Origin of the sequence: Polaromonas sp. (genome assembly GCF_049790275.1) — a bacterium.
Classification (GTDB): Bacteria; Pseudomonadota; Gammaproteobacteria; order Burkholderiales; family Burkholderiaceae_C; genus Polaromonas.
In genome coordinates, this window is sequence record NZ_JBAQYR010000076.1 from 1 (window position 1) to 15,638 (window position 15,638).

Below are 15,638 nucleotides of genomic sequence, written 5' to 3' on the forward strand. Positions count from 1 at the left end.
GGCCACACGTTCCACCAGGGCTTCGTGCGCCGACAGGGCCGCCCGGTTCCGCACCAGCGCGCCCGCCAGGCAGGTGATGCCGGCATCGGTCACGCGCAGGGTTTCATGGCCAGCCGGGCTGGCGACACGCTCGAGCAGGCCGGCGGCCAGCAGTTCGATCTCGAGCAGGTCCTGGCAGGGCCAGCCAGCCGAGCGGTAAATCTCGCGCAGGCGGCGGGCGTGGGCCCGACCCAAGGGTGAGGAAGGGGCTTCGGTAACTGTCACGCCGGAAGGGAGGGTCAAGGGGGTGAACGCAGACATGGGAGCGAGCTTAAAGCAGGCAACGCTACATGACAAACAAGCTTCCAGCCCAGACGATTCGGGCGCAAGCAGCTATGAATACAGTAGCGGCCGTCATGATCGCATCTGCCGGAACGGGTTGCGCTGTTCCAGCTCTTCCATGTAGCTGGCAATGCCTTCGCCCTCCCGTTCGAGGAAGCGCTCGACGGCATCTGCAAAAGCCGGGTGTGCAAGCCAGTGGGCACTGGTAGTCTTGACCGGGAGCAGGGCGCGCGCCATTTTGTGCTCGCCCTGGGCGCCGCCTTCGAAGCGCTGGTAGCCGTGTTCAATGCACCACTGCAGCGGCTGGTAATAACAGGCTTCAAAGTGCAGGCAGTCGACCCGCTCGAGTGCGCCCCAATAACGGCCGTACGCGACTCTGGCCGGGATTTCAGAGGAAAATTGGCCTCCAGCCCTTATGTCGTCTGCGCTGACAGCTATCAAACTCGTAGCGAGGGGGCGACCTTCGCGTTCCGCCACAAACAGCAGCCAGTTCTCCGGCATGGTGGCCTGCATGCGCCGGAAAAAGTCGCGGCTCAGGTAGGGCGCGTTGCCGTGTTCGTAATAGGTGCGTTCGTAGCAGCGGTAGAAAAAATCCCAGTCGGCGTTGCTGATGCTCGCGCCCAATGACCAGCGGAAGCGGACGCCGGCATCAAGCACCTTGCGCCGCTCCTGGCGGATTTTCTTGCGCTTCTCCTGGTTCAGCGACATCAGGAAGTCGTCGAAATCGCGGTAGCCGCCGGGCGGTCCAGTCCAATGAAACTGCACGTTGTGCCGGAGCATCAGGCCAGCTTCCTCGCACGCGGCTACATCGGGATCGCTGGCAAACAGCAGGTGCAGCGAGGACAGGCCTTCTTCCGCGCACCAGGCCACCAGGGCCTGGACCAGCAGCGTGCGGGTTGCGGCATCGCGCGCCAGCAGGCGCGGGCCGGGCACGGGCGTGAAAGGCGGCGCCACCAGTGCCTTGGGGTAGTAGGGCAGCCCGTGCTGGTGGTAGGCGTTGGCCCAGGCGTGGTCGAACACGTATTCGCCGTAGGAATGGTCCTTGAGATAGAGGGCGCAGGCGCCTACCAGCTGCGGGCCTTCGGAGAGCGTGACAAAACGTGCCGTCCATCCGGTGGCCGGCGTGGCACTGCTGCTTTCGAACATGGCGGCGAGGTACTCGTGGCGCATGAAGGGATTCAGCCCACCGGCCGGATCCTGAAGGGCCAGCAGGGCATTCCAGCTGGCAGCATCGACCTGGCCGGGCGAGTCCAGCACACGAATGACATAATCGTTTTCAGCCACAGCACCAACCGTATTTTTCTTTTTCATGACTCTCAAAATCTGCGTTGCCCAGTTGAACTATTGCGTTGGCGACATGCCGGGCAATGCGCAAAAAATCATCGAAGCCGCCCGCGCGGCCTATGCCGAGGGCGTGCGGCTGCTGCTGACGCCCGAGATGGCGATCTGCGGCTACGCGGCCGAAGACCTGTTCCTGCGCCGTTCCTTCATCCAAGCCTGTGATGATGCCGTGAATCTGGTGGCCCGCGAACTCGCCGGGTTAAAAGGGCTCACCGTGGTGGTGGGCACCCCCACCCACGGCGACAGCGGCAAGGGCCGTCGCACCAAAAGTGTGGAAGTGCAGCAGCGGCATAATGCCGCCCGGGTGCTGCGCGAAGGGCTCATCGTCGACACCTATGCCAAGCGCGAATTGCCCAACTACCAGGTGTTCGACGAGCGGCGTTATTTCACGCCGGGGCAGGGCGTCTGCGTGTTTGAAGCCGGCGAAGGCGCCGGGGCGGTCAAGATCGGCCTGCTGATCTGCGAAGACGCCTGGTTCGAAGAGCCGGCGCGGTTGGCGAAAGAGGCCGGCGCCGAGCTGCTGGCGGTCATCAATGCCTCCCCCTTTCATGTGGGCAAGGGCGGCGAGCGCGAACTCATGATGCACGAACGTGTGCTTGCCACCGGCCTGCCCCTGATTTATGCGCACCTGGTCGGCGGCCAGGACGAAATCGTCTTTGAAGGCCATTCGTTTGCCCTGCAGGCCGATGGCGCACTGGCCGGCCGCGCTGAAAGTTTCAAGGAAAATATGTTTGTAGCCCAGGTGGAGCGGGCGCCAGCAGCTATCAAACTGGTAGCAGATTGCGCTCCTGAACGCAGCCCCGAAGCTGACCTGTGGGACGCCCTGGTGCTGGGCGTGCGCGACTATCTGGGTAAAAACGGTTTTCCCGGCGCCATTCTGGGGCTGTCCGGCGGCATCGATTCGGCGCTGGTGCTGGCGATTGCTGTGGATGCGCTGGGCGCCGACAAGGTGCGCACGGTCATGATGCCTTCACCCTACACAGCCGACATCTCCTGGATCGACGCACGCGAGATGGCGGCGCGCATGAAGGTGCGCTACGACGAGATTTCCATCATTCCGGAATTTGAGGCCTTCAAGGCCTCGCTGGCCGGCGAGTTCAAGGGCCTGGCGGAGGACACGACCGAGGAAAACATCCAGGCGCGCATCCGGGGGGTGTTCCTGATGGCGCTGTCCAACAAGTTCGGCTCCATCGTGCTGACCACCGGCAACAAGAGCGAGATGGCGACCGGTTATTGCACCCTGTACGGTGACATGGCAGGCGGTTTCGCTGTCATCAAGGACCTGCTGAAAACCACGGTGTTCCGGCTGGTCGAGTGGCGCAACCGGAACGACCCCTACGGCACCGGCAGCAACCCGATTCCGGAGCGCATCATCACGCGGCCGCCTAGCGCCGAGCTGCGCGCCGACCAGACCGACCAGGATAGCCTGCCGCCCTACGAGGTGCTGGACGCGATTTTGCAGCGCTACATGGAGAACGACGAAAGCATGGAAAACATCATCGCCGCGGGCTTTGACCCCGCGGTGGTCGAGCGAGTGACCCGCCTCATCAAGATCAATGAGTACAAACGGCGACAGGCCCCGGTGGGTATTCGGGTTACCCACCGAAGCTTCGGCAAGGATTGGCGCTATCCTATTACCAACAAATTTCAATAGTTCCCAAGCCAGCAGGGGCCGCGGAACCGGCCTTGCCGGGCCGCAGGCGCAGCGGCCCCCTCGGGGGCAGCGCATTACACGAAGTGAAAAGCGTGGGGGCCTAATTTTTAAAACCAACGGAGATAGTCAGTGAAACAAATTACCGCCGTCCTCAAGCCCTTCAAGCTGGAAGAAGTCCGGGAGGCCCTGGCCGAATGCGGCGTGACCGGGTTGACCGTGACGGAAGTCAAGGGCTTCGGCCGCCAGAAGGGCCACACCGAGTTGTACCGCGGTGCCGAATATGTTGTGGACTTTCTGCCCAAGGTCAAGGTGGAAGTGGTGGTCAAAACCGACGATGTGGAGCGCTGCGTGGACGCCATTGTGCGTGCTGCCCGCACCGGCAAGATCGGCGACGGCAAGATCTTCATCACCAGTGTCGAACGCGTGGTGCGCATCCGCACCGGGGAAGAGGACGAAGCTGCAGTTTGAGCCCCCACGCTTTTCACTTCGTGTAATGCGCTGCCCCTCGAGGGGGCCGCTGCGCCTGCGGTCTGGCGAAGCCAGTCCCGCGGCCCCGGCTGGTCAAGACAGGGAGCCGGGTCTGCGGGTGCGTTAAATCTGATCCAGCCGCAAGCCTTCGGGCGCCATGCCGGCGACCTGAACCAGTTGTTGCAACAGGGCCTCGGGCTCGCTGCCGACATGGATCAGTTCCATCTGCCAGTCGCTCATGAAGCCGCTTTTCACCGATGAGGCCAGAAAAGCCAGCAGCTCGGCGTAATAACCGTTCAGGTTGAGCAGGCCCACCGGCTTGGCGTGGTAGCCGAGCTGGCGCCATGTCCAGACCTCGAAAAACTCCTCCAGCGTGCCTATGCCGCCGGGCAGCGACAGAAAGGCGTCGGCATGTTCGGCCATGATGCGTTTTCGCTCATGCATGGTGTCCACGATGTGCAATTCGGTGCAGCCGGTGTGCGCCCATTCCTTTTCCACCAGCGCTTTCGGAATGACGCCAATCACCCGCCCGCTGGCCGCCAGCGTGGCATCAGCCACGATGCCCATCAGGCCGTTGCGCCCGCCGCCATACACCAGCTGGCCGCCGTGTTCACCGATCCATGTGCCGACACGGCGTGCCGTTTCTGCAAAGGAAGGATCGACACCCGGGCGCGAGCCGCAATAAACGCAGACCGAAAAAGCCGGTGTCATGCGAAAAACCTCTGGAACAAGGCCAGGGCCCAGGTGCCGGCACACAGCAGCAGGCTCAGCAGCACGGCCGCGCTGCCCATGTCCTTGGCGCGTTTGGACAGGTCATGCCACTCGGGGCCGATGCGGTCGATGGCAGTTTCTATGCCGGTGTTGAGCAGCTCGATGATCATCACCAGCACCACCGAGCCGGCCAGCAGCACGGTTTCAACCCAGCTGCGGCCCAGCCAGAGCGCGGCAGGAACCAGCACCAGGGAGGCGATGGCTTCCTGGCGGAATGCCGTTTCGTGCCAGCCGGCACGCAAGCCGGCCACCGAGTAGCCCAGCGCATGCCAGACACGGTTCAGGCCCTTGCGGTCTTTCTGCGGATTGACAGGGGCTTCGGCTGTCACTGCCGGATAAGCCTGGAGCGGGTCAGAGGAGGTGGATGGAGGCATGGCCCGATTGTGGCGCGGCTGTGTGGCAGTTTGATGCGGCTCTTGCATGGCGGGTGCTGCACCGGCGATCAGGCGGTTTGGGCTGGTGCCTTGACTGGCAGGCTGGAGACCAGCCGCGTGCCAGCCAGCGCATCGTGCCAGAACTGCCGGTCCGGATGGAAGCGCGACAGGATCGCCCAGATGGCGATCCATCCGCCAGCCAGCACCAGGGCCTGCCGGACGTCCAGGCCCAGCAGCCAGCTCAGGGCCAGCGGCGGCAAAAACCACAGCCAGCTCAGGGCGTAGCGCACAAAGGCACGTTTCTGGCTCACAGCGCGACCCTGCAGGTCAGTCAGACGGATATTCCAGGTTTTCATGGCCAGAGTCTGTCCCTTGGCCCAGAACCAGACGAAATAGATGCCGAACACCACGAACAAAAAGGCCTGCTGGGCATTGCGGTTGTCCATGGCGTTGCGTGTCTGGCTCAAGGTACTGAACAGGTAATCGGCAACAAACACGACGCCGAACATCAGCATGCCCTCATAAAGCCAGCAGGCCATGCGACGCCGAAGTGAGGGGGTGGGGAGGGAGGCGGCTTGAAGGGTTGTCAAGGAGGGACTCGAGTGGGAACGGATGGGGTACCGCAACACCGTGAACGAAACCGGCCTTGCCTCGGTTCCACCCGGTTGGGTGGACCAAAGGGGCTCGCGCTACTGGGGCGTGGAGGCCGTTGCTGCAGCGGGTGTTCCGCCGGGCTGGTCTGCGACTGGCTGCGAAACCGCCATTTTAGGGGCTGGTTTGCCCTTTTGCTTGTCCGCACGGGCTGGCACCGTGGCCAGTTTTTGCGGCGCAACCGGTTTGGCGGCCGGCGCGGCGCCCACCGGCCGACGCGGCGCCTTGGCGGCAAGTTTGCGTTTTTCCTCGTCACTGAGCGCCTGGTAGGCCTGCCATTTGGCTTGTTTTTCCTCGGCGCTCAACTCCTGGGACAGCTCTTTGGTTTTTGCAAAATTAAGCCGGGCCTGGGCGCGTTGCTGGGGAGTGAGGGCGACCCATTCCTTCATCCGGCCCTGCATCTTGGCCTGCTCTTCCACAGACAGGGTCGGATAGCCCTTGGCCATTTGCAGCCATTTGCGCTTGTGACCCTGGCTCAGGGAAGGCCATGTGGGTGCCAACGGCTTGAGAATCTCGCGCTGCGCCGCAGTGAGCTCGGCCCAGCTTGGGCCTGAGGCGGCCTGCGCCACCAGCGTTTTGGACGGAGCGGGTGGTACGGCGGCCGGCCCTGTGGTCTGGGCGCTTGTTCCGGTCGTGCAAAGGGCAAGCAGCAGGCTCGCCAGCAGCCCTCCGGTCGGGATCAGGCCAGCAGGATTCAGCATCTTTGCGGGCTGGAGATTGGTTGGCGCGGTCATCAGCTCAGTCTTTGTTTCAGGCAGGGGCAGGCCGGTTCCGGCTTTCAGAGGCTGGTTTTGAGAAATTGCAGAAACCCCGGATCCGAGAAGGCGGCGGGCGGCAGATCGTCGGTCAGCAGGGCAGAGTCCACTTCAGCCAGTTCATCGACAAAACTGTCGGCTTGCAGGGAATGGATGACCAGCAGCCCCACGACCAAGGCAACCAGCGGCAGCACCGAACCAATCCGGCTCCACAGGCTGAAACCTTCGTCCGAGCCCCAGGTCAGGGTTGCACCTGTTCCTGTACCGGCTGCAACCGGTGCGGCCTGGACTTTGGCAAGCTTGCGCACGGCAAGGGCCTGAACGCGCGCCGCACGCAGGCGCTCGGAAATATCGTAGGGAAGGTCGGCGACGCCGGCGGACAGGTAGGACGCCGTTTTCAGGCCGTAGCGGTCTTGCAGTATTTCGGTGCGGTTTCGCGGTGAATGATTCATAGTTTTATTCCCTTGGCGGACAAGGCCTTGCTGAGTGCATGAACGGCTCTGGAGCAATGTGTTTTCACGCTGCCTTCGGAGCAACCCATGGCAGCAGCCGTTTCGGCCACGTCCAACTCTTCCCAGTAACGCATCAGAAACGCTTCCCGTTGACGGCCGGGCAGCTCCTTGATCTCGATTTCAATCTCCCGCAAGATCTGAGCCCGCTCGGTGGCGTCCTGGGCGCTTTCTGTTCCCTCAGAGTTGGTTGAGGTCTCTAAAGTTTCAAGCAGATCGAAATCGCCATCGTCCCCGGCAGATTCGAAGTCGCTCATGTTGGAAAACAGGGCGTTGCGGGTCTTGCGGCGGCGGAACCAGTCCAGCGTCGTGTTCGACAGGATGCGCTGGAACAGCATGGGCAATTCGGCCGCCGGCTTGTCCCCGTAGTGCTGGGCCAGCTTCATCATGCTGTCCTGAACGATGTCGAGCGCGGCTTCGTCGTCACGCACGTGGTAGACGCTGCGCTTGAAAGCGCGTTTTTCAACGTTTTTCAGGAAATCGGAAAGTTCTTGTTCAGTTGCCAAGGGTTGGAGTCCCGATTTGTCCCAGCGCAGTCATTGTTGTGCTTGCGGGTGCCGTGGAAGCACCCAAATGGGGAAAATTATCGCATCAAGGAGGGCTTCGTCCGGACTTTTTCGGTTTCCCCTGCCAATGGCCGTCGCCTGATGCCATAATGCGACTTGCAATTCAAACAGCAAACGGGTCATGGCTCGGCGGGATATGTTTCCGCCCATGGTTTTGGCCTCAAGTCTTGACGCTACTCCACAAGAGTGGGCGAAGAGGCACCCAAGGTATTTCGTCAGAGAAATTCACAAAGGTTCATCATGGAAATCACAAAAGCCGAGCTTGCTTCGGCAGCGGCAGCATCTGCCAACCCCCCTCCCCAGGAACTTCGTGGCGCGGAAATCCTCGTCAAGGCGCTGCAGGCGGAAGGCGTCAAACACGTCTGGGGTTATCCGGGCGGTGCCGTCCTGCACATTTACGATGCTTTTTACAAGCAGGACACCATCCAGCATATCCTGGTGCGCCACGAGCAGGCCGCTGTGCATGCAGCCGACGGTTATGCCCGAGCCACCGGTGACATTGGCGTGGCGCTGGTCACTTCCGGCCCCGGCGTGACCAATGCGGTCACCGGCATCGCCACGGCCTACATGGACAGCATCCCGATGGTGATCATCACCGGTCAGGTGCCGACACACGCCATTGGCCTGGATGCCTTCCAGGAGTGCGATACGGTCGGCATCACGCGGCCCATCGTCAAGCACAACTTCCTGGTCAAGGACGTGCGCCAGATGGCCGAGACCCTGAAGAAGGCTTTCCACATTGCACGCAGCGGCCGGCCGGGCCCAGTGGTGGTGGACATTCCCAAGGACGTTTCCTTCAACAAGACGCTGTACACCGGTTACCCCCAAAGCGTGGAAATGCGTTCCTACAACCCTGTGCGCAAGGGTCACGGCGGCCAGATCCGCAAGGCACTGCAATTGTTGATGTCGGCCAAGCGGCCCTACATCTACACCGGTGGTGGCGTGTTGCTGAGCAATGCCTCGCAGGAATTGCGCACACTGGTGGACATGCTGGGTTACCCCTGCACCAATACGTTGATGGGCCTGGGTGCCTACCCGGCCAGCGACAGGAAATTCCTCGGCATGCTGGGCATGCACGGCACAATCGAAGCCAACAACGCCATGCAGCATTGCGACGTGCTGCTGGCTGTCGGCGCGCGGTTCGACGACCGCGTGATCGGCAACCCCAAGCACTTTGCGCAGAACGAACGCAAGATCATCCACATTGACATCGATCCGTCCAGCATTTCCAAACGCGTCCGGGTGGACATCCCTATCGTCGGCGACGTCAAGGACGTGTTGACCGAATTGATCGCGATGATCAAGGAGTCCGGCCTCAAACCCGACAGCAATGCCTTGGGCGGCTGGTGGGAAACGATTGAAGCCTGGCGTGCCCGAGACTGCATGAAATACAGCCTGGGCAAGGGCGATGTGATCAAGCCGCAGTACGTGGTTGAAACGCTCTGGAACATGACCAAAGACGCGGACACCTACATCACGTCCGACGTCGGCCAGCACCAGATGTGGGCCGCCCAGTATTACAAGTTCGATGAGCCGCGCCGCTGGATCAACTCGGGCGGCCTGGGTACCATGGGCGTCGGTATTCCCTACGCCATGGGCATCAAGCTGGCCAAGCCCGACAGCGAGGTCTATTGCATTACCGGCGAAGGCTCGGTGCAGATGTGCATCCAGGAGCTTTCGACCTGCCTGCAGTACAACACGCCGATCAAGATTGTTTCGCTGAACAACCGCTACCTGGGCATGGTGCGCCAGTGGCAGGAAGTCGAATACGCCGGCCGCTACAGCAGCAGCTACATGGACGCGCTTCCCAATTTTGTGAAGCTGGCTGAAGCCTATGGCCACGTCGGCATGCTGATTGAAAAGCCGCAGGACGTCGAACCGGCCCTGCGTGAAGCCCGCAAGCTCAAGGACCGCACCGTGTTCATGGACTTCCGCACCGACCCCACCGAGAACGTGTTCCCGATGGTGCAGGCCGGCAAGGGCATCACCGAAATGCTGCTGGGGTCCGAAGACCTGTAAACAACAAAGCCTGTCGTGGCGGGGTTGACCCGCCGCCATCCTGGTGCGCCAGGATGGATGCCGGACTGGTCCGGCATGACAAATCAGAAGAATCTATTGGCTGCCAAGCTGTCCGGTTACCGCCGGGCGGGGAGGGCACCGAAAAGAGGAATCAATTCACCATGAAACACATCATTGCAGTCCTGATGGAGAACGAGCCCGGCGCGCTCTCCCGGGTCGTCGGCCTTTTTTCGGCCCGCGGCTACAACATTGAATCCCTGACCGTGGCGCCGACGGAAGATCCGTCACTGTCCCGCATGACATTGCAGACCACCGGCTCCGACGACGTGATCGAGCAGATTACCAAACACCTGAACCGGCTCATCGAAGTCGTCAAGGTGGTGGACCTGACTGAAGGTTCCTACACCGAGCGCGAACTCATGATGGTCAAGGTGCGCGCCGTCGGCAAGGAGCGCGAGGAGATGAAACGCATGGCTGATATATTCCGCGGGCGGATCATCGACGTGACGGAAAAAAGTTACACGATCGAGCTGACCGGCGACCAGTCCAAGAACGACGCATTCCTCGAAGCGATCGATCGCAGCGCGATCCTGGAGACTGTGCGTACCGGCTCCAGCGGCATTGGCCGGGGCGAGAGAATTCTCAGAGTCTGATTTTCAGTTGTCCGTGCGCGCGTTTCGACAGGCTCAACGCGAACGGACGGAAGTGGCGATGTGTGTTTACCGTTCGCCCTGAGCCTGTCGAAGGGCATTTTCGCCAGAACCCCTCAACGATATTTTCGGAGAAAGAAATGAAAGTTTATTACGACAAAGACTGCGACCTGAGCCTGATCAAGGGCAAGACCGTCGCCATCATCGGTTACGGCAGCCAGGGGCATGCCCATGCACAAAACCTGAACGACAGCGGTGTCAAGGTCGTTGTTGGTTTGCGCAAGGGTGGGGCGTCGTGGCCCAAGGTCGAGAAAGCCGGCCTCAAGGTCGCTGAAGTGGCGGATGCCGTCAAGGCGGCCGATGTCGTGATGATCCTGCTGCCGGATGAGCAGATTGGCAAGGTCTATGCCAATGACGTGGCCCCCAACATCAAGCAGGGCGCCTCGCTGGTATTTGCCCACGGCTTCAACGTGCACTACGGCGCCGTGATCCCGCGCGCCGACCTCGACGTCTGGATGGTGGCTCCCAAAGCGCCTGGCCACACGGTGCGCAACACCTACACCCAGGGCGGCGGCGTGCCCCACTTGGTGGCGGTGCATCAGGACAAGAGCGGCAAGGCCCGCGATCTGGCCTTGAGCTACGCCATGGCCAATGGCGGCGGCAAGGCCGGCATCATCGAGACCAACTTCCGCGAAGAAACCGAGACCGACCTGTTCGGCGAGCAGGCCGTGTTGTGCGGCGGTACCGTCGAGCTGATCAAGGCTGGTTTCGAGACGCTGGTGGAAGCAGGTTATGCGCCGGAAATGGCCTACTTCGAGTGCCTGCACGAGCTCAAGCTGATCGTCGACCTGATTTATGAAGGCGGCATCGCCAACATGAACTACTCGATCTCCAACAACGCCGAATACGGCGAGTACGTGACCGGCCCGAACATCGTGACCTCGGCCACGAAAGAAGCCATGCGCAAGTGCTTGAAGGACATCCAGACCGGCGAATACGCCAAGAGCTTCCTGCTGGAAAACCAGGCCGGTGCGCCAACCCTGTTGAGCCGCCGTCGCCTCAATTCGGAGCACCAGATAGAAATCGTGGGCGAAAAACTGCGCGCCATGATGCCCTGGATCGCCAAGAACAAGCTGGTCGACCAGACCCGCAACTGATACCCGGCGGGGCTTACCGGCCCCGTCTGGTCCAGTCCTCAAGCCGTGCAAGACATTTGCGCGGCTTTTTTCATTTCTGGTGCTCTTCGTTTGGTATCCTCGTAACATGAATCATTCACTATCGACGCAGCACGCCTGGCGCGAAAACGGTCCTGATACCGGGAGCATCCGGCATGCATGACGGTCACGACGCCGCGCAGGAGCCTGATGACCTCGTTCCGCGCAAGCGGCGCAAGGGCATCTACATCCTGCCTAACCTGTTCACGCTGGCAGCGTTGTTTGGCGGCTTCTACGCCATTGTGATGGCCATGAATGGCCGTTTCGACCAGGCGGCGATCGGCGTCTTCTGTGCCATGGTGCTCGACAGCCTCGATGGCCGCGTGGCGCGCATGACCAATACCCAGAGCGCGTTTGGCGAGCAGATGGATTCGCTTTCCGACATGGTGTCTTTTGGCGCGGCGCCTGCATTGATTGCCTATGTCTGGGCCTTGACCAGCCTGGGCCGCTGGGGCTGGATTGCCGCGTTTGTGTATTGCGCCTGCGCCGCGTTGCGGCTGGCCCGGTTCAACGTCAACACCGCCGTTGTGGACAAGCGGTTTTTCCAGGGCCTGCCTTCACCGGCGGCCGCCGCGCTGGTTGCGGGCTTCATCTGGCTGATGACTGAAGCCGGCGTGCGCGGCGAGGAAGTTCGCTGGTTCATGTTTGCGCTGACTTTGTATTCGGGTCTGACCATGGTCACCAACGTGCCGTTTTACAGCTTCAAGGACCTCAGCCTCAAGCGCAGTGTTCCCTTTGTAGTGATTGTGCTGATTGCCCTGGGCATCGCCGTGATCAACATCGATCCGCCGACCGTCATGTTCGGTCTGTTTGTCATCTACGGTTTTTCCGGCTATGTGCTGTACGGCTGGCGCAAGGCCAAGGGCCAGCAGACCAGCGTGATTTCCACCTCGACCGATGAGCCGGACGAACGCGGCCTGCACAAATAGGCGACGCGGCTCAGATCATTGACCATGGCCCCTGAAGATTTTTGTGATACATTGCCAGACATGAACAAGATTTCGCTAGCACTGCTGCTATCTGCCAACGGGCGGAGACGGTAGCGCGCACGCGTACACCCAATTCAACGGCCCGTTTGCACCAGCAACGGGCCGTTTTTCTTTGGGTTGCTGGGTTTTGAATGTCACAGTGGATGAGATCAACATGTTGAAAACACCTTCAAGCAAATACAGGTCCTTTGCTCCGGTTCACCTCGCCGACCGCAGTTGGCCGGATGTGGTGCTGACCCGGGCGCCGGTCTGGTGCAGCGTGGACCTGCGTGACGGCAACCAGGCCCTGATCGAGCCCATGGACATCCCGCGCAAGCTCAGGATGTTCGAGACCTTGGTAAAAATCGGCTTTAAGGAAATCGAAGTGGGTTTTCCTTCGGCGTCGCAGGTCGAATTTGATTTCCTGCGCCGGCTCATCGACGGCCACCTGATTCCGGACGATGTCACCATCCAGGTGCTGACCCAGGCCCGCGAGCCGCTGATCCGCCGCACCTTTGAAGCCTTGCAGGGCGCGCCGCGCGCTATCGTGCATCTCTACAATGCCACTGCGCCGGTCATGCGTCGCGTGGTGCTCGGCATGGATGAGGACGAGATCGTCAAACTCGCGACCGACAACGCCCGGCTGTTCAGCGAGCTGGCTGCTGCGCAGCCGGGCACGCAGTGGACATTCCAGTATTCGCCGGAGATGTGGTCCGGCACCGAGCTTGAGTTTTCGAAGCGGGTGGTTGATGCCGTCACCGGGGTCTGGCAGCCCACACCCGCGCGCAAGTGCATCATCAACCTGCCGTCGACGGTCGAACATTCCACGCCCAACATCTTTGCCGACATGATGGAGTGGATGCATCGCCATCTGGCGCGGCGCGATGCGATCGTGCTGTCGGTGCATCCGCACAACGATCGGGGCACCGGGACTGCTGCCGGGGAATTTGCCCTGATGGCGGGCGCTGATCGGATCGAGGGCTGCCTGTTCGGCAATGGCGAACGCACCGGCAACGTCGATCTGGTCAACATCGCGCTCAATCTCTACACCCAGGGTGTCGCACCTGGCCTGGACTTCTCGGAAATCGATGAGATTCGCCGCACCGTCGAGCATTGCAACCAGTTGCCTGTGCACCCGCGCCATCCGTATGCCGGAGACCTGGTCTACACCTCTTTTTCAGGCTCGCACCAGGACGCCATCAAAAAAGCCTTTGCCGCGCGAAAGGACGATGACATCTGGGACATGCCCTACCTGCCGATTGACCCGAAAGACCTGGGCCGCAGCTACGAGGCGGTGATTCGCGTGAACAGCCAGTCGGGGAAGGGTGGCATCGCCTACCTGCTCGAAAGCGAATTTGGCCTCGAGCTCCCGCGCCGCCTTCAGATTGAGTTCAGCCAGGTGGTGCAGGGCGTGATGGATGCGACCGGCAAGGAACTGACGGCGCAGGACCTGTTTGCGCTGTTTGAAAAGGAATACGGCGTGCAAAGTACCCAGGCACCGCAGCACCTGGTCAGCGAGGAGCTTGTCACAGCCGCAGGCGAAAAATCTTTCAACATTCGGGCCGATGTCCGGATCAACGATGCGGTCCACCACGTGACGGGCGCAGGCACCGGCCCAATTGACGCCTTTGTGGCCGGACTCAACAGTGCCACCAGCCATGCGGTGCGTGTGCTGGACTACCACGAACACGCCATCGGCTCAGGCGCCGCGGCGCAGGCAGTGGCCTACCTGGAGCTGCGCATCAACGGACGGACGCTGTTCGGCGTCGGCATGGACGGCAACATCGTGTCGGCGTCACTCAAGGCCATCGTCTCCGGCCTGCAGCGCGCCAGCGCCCCAAAGGACGCCGCCGTTAATATGGCGGGTTGAGCAACATCCAACGACTTACAGCAAGCACGAAGCAGGAGCCAGCCATGACCGACAAACTGATTATTTTCGACACCACTTTGCGCGACGGCGAGCAGTCGCCCGGTGCGTCCATGACGCGCGATGAGAAGCTGCGCATTGCCCGTCAGCTCGAACGCCTGAAAGTCGATGTGATCGAGGCTGGTTTTGCCGCAAGCTCCAATGGCGATTTTGAAGCGGTCCAGGCGATTGCCAACACCATCAAGGATTCCACCATCTGTTCGCTGTCGCGCGCCAACGACCGCGATATCTCGCGTGCGGCGGAAGCGCTCAAGGGCGCCAAGAGTGCCCGCATCCATACGTTTATTGCGACCAGTGCGCTGCACATGGAAAAGAAACTGCGCATGAGTCCGGAGCAGGTGCTCGAGCAGGCCAAACTCTCGGTGCGTTTTGCGCGCAACCTGGTGGCCGATGTCGAGTTCAGCCCGGAAGACGGTTACCGCAGCGATGTCGACTTCCTGTGCCGCGTCATCGAGGCCGTGATCGCCGAAGGTGCGACCACGATCAACGTGCCCGACACCGTGGGCTACGCCGTCCCCGAGCTCTACGGCAACTTCATCAAGACGCTGCGCGAGCGCGTCCCCAACAGTGACAAGGCCATCTGGTCAGTGCATTGCCACAATGACCTCGGCATGGCTGTCGCCAATTCGCTGGCAGGTGTGAAGATTGGCGGTGCGCGGCAGGTGGAATGCACGATCAACGGCCTTGGCGAGCGGGCCGGCAACTGTTCGCTTGAAGAGATCGTCATGGCCGTGAAGACGCGCCGGGATTATTTCAACCTCGACATGAACATCGATCCCGTTCATATCGTGGCGGCGAGCCGCATGGTCAGCCAGACCACCGGGTTTGTGGTCCAGCCGAACAAGGCTGTGGTGGGTGCCAACGCATTTGCACACGCTTCCGGCATTCATCAGGACGGCATGCTGAAGGCGCGCGAGACCTACGAGATCATGCGTGCCGAAGACGTGGGCTGGAGTTCCAACAAGATGGTGCTGGGCAAGCTCAGCGGCCGCAATGCCTTCAAGCAGCGCCTGCAGGACCTCGGCATCCAGATGGACAGCGAAGCCGACACCAATGCCGCTTTTGCGCGCTTCAAGGAATTGGCCGATGGCAAGAGCGAAATTTTCGATGAAGACATTCTCGCGCTGGTCAGTGACGAAAGCCTCACCCATGAGAAAGAGCAGTACGGTTTTGTGTCGCTGTCCCAGCACAGCGAAACCGGCGAGCGCCCGCAGGCGACGGTTGTTTTCACTGTGGACGGCAAGGAGGTCCGGGGTGAATCGGATGGCAATGGCCCCGTCGATGCCTCCCTCAAAGCCATTGAAACCCATGTCAAAAGCGGGGCAGAGATGGTGCTTTATTCCGTGAACGCCATCAGCGGTTCCACAGAGAGCCAGGGAGAAGTCACGGTTCGCCTGCAAAACAGCGGGCGCGTCGTCAATGGTGTAGGCGCCGACCCAGACATCGTGGT

General features: G+C 61.2%; 15 protein-coding genes and 1 pseudogene. 8 read left to right on the forward strand and 8 right to left on the reverse strand.

All coding sequences use genetic code 11. From position 1 onward, the window contains the following. Together WA904_RS10315 and WA904_RS10320 are read right to left on the reverse strand one after the other, a co-directional pair. A pseudogene (locus WA904_RS10315) lies at positions 1–282 on the reverse strand (hypothetical protein); the annotation flags it as partial. Positions 283–393: 111 nt separating this feature from the next. After that, positions 394–1,632: a GNAT family N-acetyltransferase gene (locus WA904_RS10320; RefSeq protein WP_425197037.1), complete on the reverse strand. Its 1,239-nt coding sequence runs from the start codon at positions 1,630–1,632 to the stop codon at positions 394–396. On the opposite strand from WA904_RS10320, the gene WA904_RS10325 reads away from it, so the two are divergent. Both WA904_RS10325 and WA904_RS10330 read left to right on the forward strand, forming a co-directional pair. Beyond that, a complete protein-coding gene (locus tag WA904_RS10325) occupies positions 1,631–3,316 on the forward strand; it encodes an NAD+ synthase (protein ID WP_425197038.1) in 1,686 nt (561 codons plus the stop codon). The two genes, WA904_RS10320 and WA904_RS10325, sit on opposite strands and share 2 nt — an antisense overlap. 129 nt (positions 3,317–3,445) lie before the next feature. Next, on the forward strand, positions 3,446–3,784 hold the full coding sequence (locus WA904_RS10330) for a P-II family nitrogen regulator (protein WP_332775996.1): 339 nt from the start codon (positions 3,446–3,448) through the stop codon (positions 3,782–3,784). Positions 3,785–3,907: 123 nt separating this feature from the next. Here the strand turns inward: WA904_RS10330 and WA904_RS10335 are convergent, their stop codons facing one another. The 6 genes from WA904_RS10335 to WA904_RS10360 form a co-directional block, all read right to left on the reverse strand. Next, positions 3,908–4,495 carry a TIGR00730 family Rossman fold protein gene (locus WA904_RS10335; protein ID WP_425197039.1) on the reverse strand — a complete coding sequence of 196 codons (588 nt, stop codon included), beginning with the start codon at positions 4,493–4,495 and terminating at the stop codon, positions 3,908–3,910. Further along, the gene (locus WA904_RS10340) at positions 4,492–4,929 is read right to left on the reverse strand and encodes a diacylglycerol kinase (RefSeq protein WP_425197040.1); all 438 of its coding nucleotides are present in this window, start codon (positions 4,927–4,929) and stop codon (positions 4,492–4,494) included. The genes WA904_RS10335 and WA904_RS10340 overlap by 4 nt, the downstream gene beginning before the upstream one ends. 68 nt (positions 4,930–4,997) lie before the next feature. After that, positions 4,998–5,519 (reverse strand): RDD family protein, encoded by a 522-nt coding sequence (locus WA904_RS10345; protein WP_425197041.1) that lies wholly within the window; start codon positions 5,517–5,519, stop codon positions 4,998–5,000. Positions 5,520–5,618: 99 nt separating this feature from the next. Continuing rightward, on the reverse strand, positions 5,619–6,314 hold the full coding sequence (locus tag WA904_RS10350; protein ID WP_425197042.1) for a DUF3106 domain-containing protein: 696 nt from the start codon (positions 6,312–6,314) through the stop codon (positions 5,619–5,621). Positions 6,315–6,358: 44 nt separating this feature from the next. Continuing rightward, complete coding sequence (locus WA904_RS10355) at positions 6,359–6,787, reverse strand: DUF3619 family protein (protein WP_425197043.1); 429 nt, start codon at positions 6,785–6,787, stop codon at positions 6,359–6,361. Further along, the gene (locus WA904_RS10360) at positions 6,784–7,350 is read right to left on the reverse strand and encodes an RNA polymerase sigma factor (RefSeq protein ID WP_425197044.1); all 567 of its coding nucleotides are present in this window, start codon (positions 7,348–7,350) and stop codon (positions 6,784–6,786) included. The genes WA904_RS10355 and WA904_RS10360 overlap by 4 nt, the downstream gene beginning before the upstream one ends. Before the next feature lie 300 nt (positions 7,351–7,650). On the opposite strand from WA904_RS10360, the gene WA904_RS10365 reads away from it, so the two are divergent. The 6 genes from WA904_RS10365 to WA904_RS10390 form a co-directional block, all read left to right on the forward strand. Further along, positions 7,651–9,429 carry an acetolactate synthase 3 catalytic subunit gene (locus WA904_RS10365; protein ID WP_425197045.1) on the forward strand — a complete coding sequence of 593 codons (1,779 nt, stop codon included), beginning with the start codon at positions 7,651–7,653 and terminating at the stop codon, positions 9,427–9,429. Between the two features lie 161 nt (positions 9,430–9,590). After that, a complete protein-coding gene (gene ilvN / locus WA904_RS10370) occupies positions 9,591–10,082 on the forward strand; it encodes an acetolactate synthase small subunit (RefSeq protein ID WP_425197046.1) in 492 nt (163 codons plus the stop codon). Positions 10,083–10,219: 137 nt separating this feature from the next. Continuing rightward, positions 10,220–11,236, forward strand: a complete 1,017-nt coding sequence (gene ilvC, locus WA904_RS10375) for a ketol-acid reductoisomerase (protein WP_096665288.1) — start codon at positions 10,220–10,222, stop codon at positions 11,234–11,236. A 173-nt stretch (positions 11,237–11,409) separates the two neighbouring features. Continuing rightward, positions 11,410–12,222, forward strand: a complete 813-nt coding sequence (gene pssA, locus WA904_RS10380) for a CDP-diacylglycerol--serine O-phosphatidyltransferase (protein ID WP_425197047.1) — start codon at positions 11,410–11,412, stop codon at positions 12,220–12,222. 214 nt (positions 12,223–12,436) lie between these two features. Continuing rightward, positions 12,437–14,131, forward strand: coding sequence for a 2-isopropylmalate synthase (leuA, locus tag WA904_RS10385; RefSeq protein WP_425197048.1), 1,695 nt, complete (start codon positions 12,437–12,439; stop codon positions 14,129–14,131). Between the two features lie 44 nt (positions 14,132–14,175). Further along, the coding region (locus WA904_RS10390; RefSeq protein WP_425197049.1) for a 2-isopropylmalate synthase at positions 14,176–15,638 on the forward strand (1,463 nt) is incomplete at its 3' end.

Excerpts from the sequence above, each read along its gene's own strand:
- WA904_RS10325 (WP_425197038.1), top strand. The coding sequence starts at position 1,631 with ATGACTCTCAAAATCTGCGTTGCCCAGTTGAACTATTGCGTTGGCGAC.
- WA904_RS10320 (WP_425197037.1), bottom strand. The coding sequence starts at position 1,632 with ATGAAAAAGAAAAATACGGTTGGTGCTGTGGCTGAAAACGATTATGTC.
- WA904_RS10335 (WP_425197039.1), bottom strand. The coding sequence starts at position 4,495 with ATGACACCGGCTTTTTCGGTCTGCGTTTATTGCGGCTCGCGCCCGGGT.
- WA904_RS10340 (WP_425197040.1), bottom strand. The coding sequence starts at position 4,929 with ATGCCTCCATCCACCTCCTCTGACCCGCTCCAGGCTTATCCGGCAGTG.
- WA904_RS10350 (WP_425197042.1), bottom strand. The coding sequence starts at position 6,314 with ATGACCGCGCCAACCAATCTCCAGCCCGCAAAGATGCTGAATCCTGCT.
- WA904_RS10355 (WP_425197043.1), bottom strand. The coding sequence starts at position 6,787 with ATGAATCATTCACCGCGAAACCGCACCGAAATACTGCAAGACCGCTAC.
- WA904_RS10365 (WP_425197045.1), top strand. The coding sequence starts at position 7,651 with ATGGAAATCACAAAAGCCGAGCTTGCTTCGGCAGCGGCAGCATCTGCC.
- ilvN (WP_425197046.1), top strand. The coding sequence starts at position 9,591 with ATGAAACACATCATTGCAGTCCTGATGGAGAACGAGCCCGGCGCGCTC.
- ilvC (WP_096665288.1), top strand. The coding sequence starts at position 10,220 with ATGAAAGTTTATTACGACAAAGACTGCGACCTGAGCCTGATCAAGGGC.
- pssA (WP_425197047.1), top strand. The coding sequence starts at position 11,410 with ATGCATGACGGTCACGACGCCGCGCAGGAGCCTGATGACCTCGTTCCG.
- leuA (WP_425197048.1), top strand. The coding sequence starts at position 12,437 with ATGTTGAAAACACCTTCAAGCAAATACAGGTCCTTTGCTCCGGTTCAC.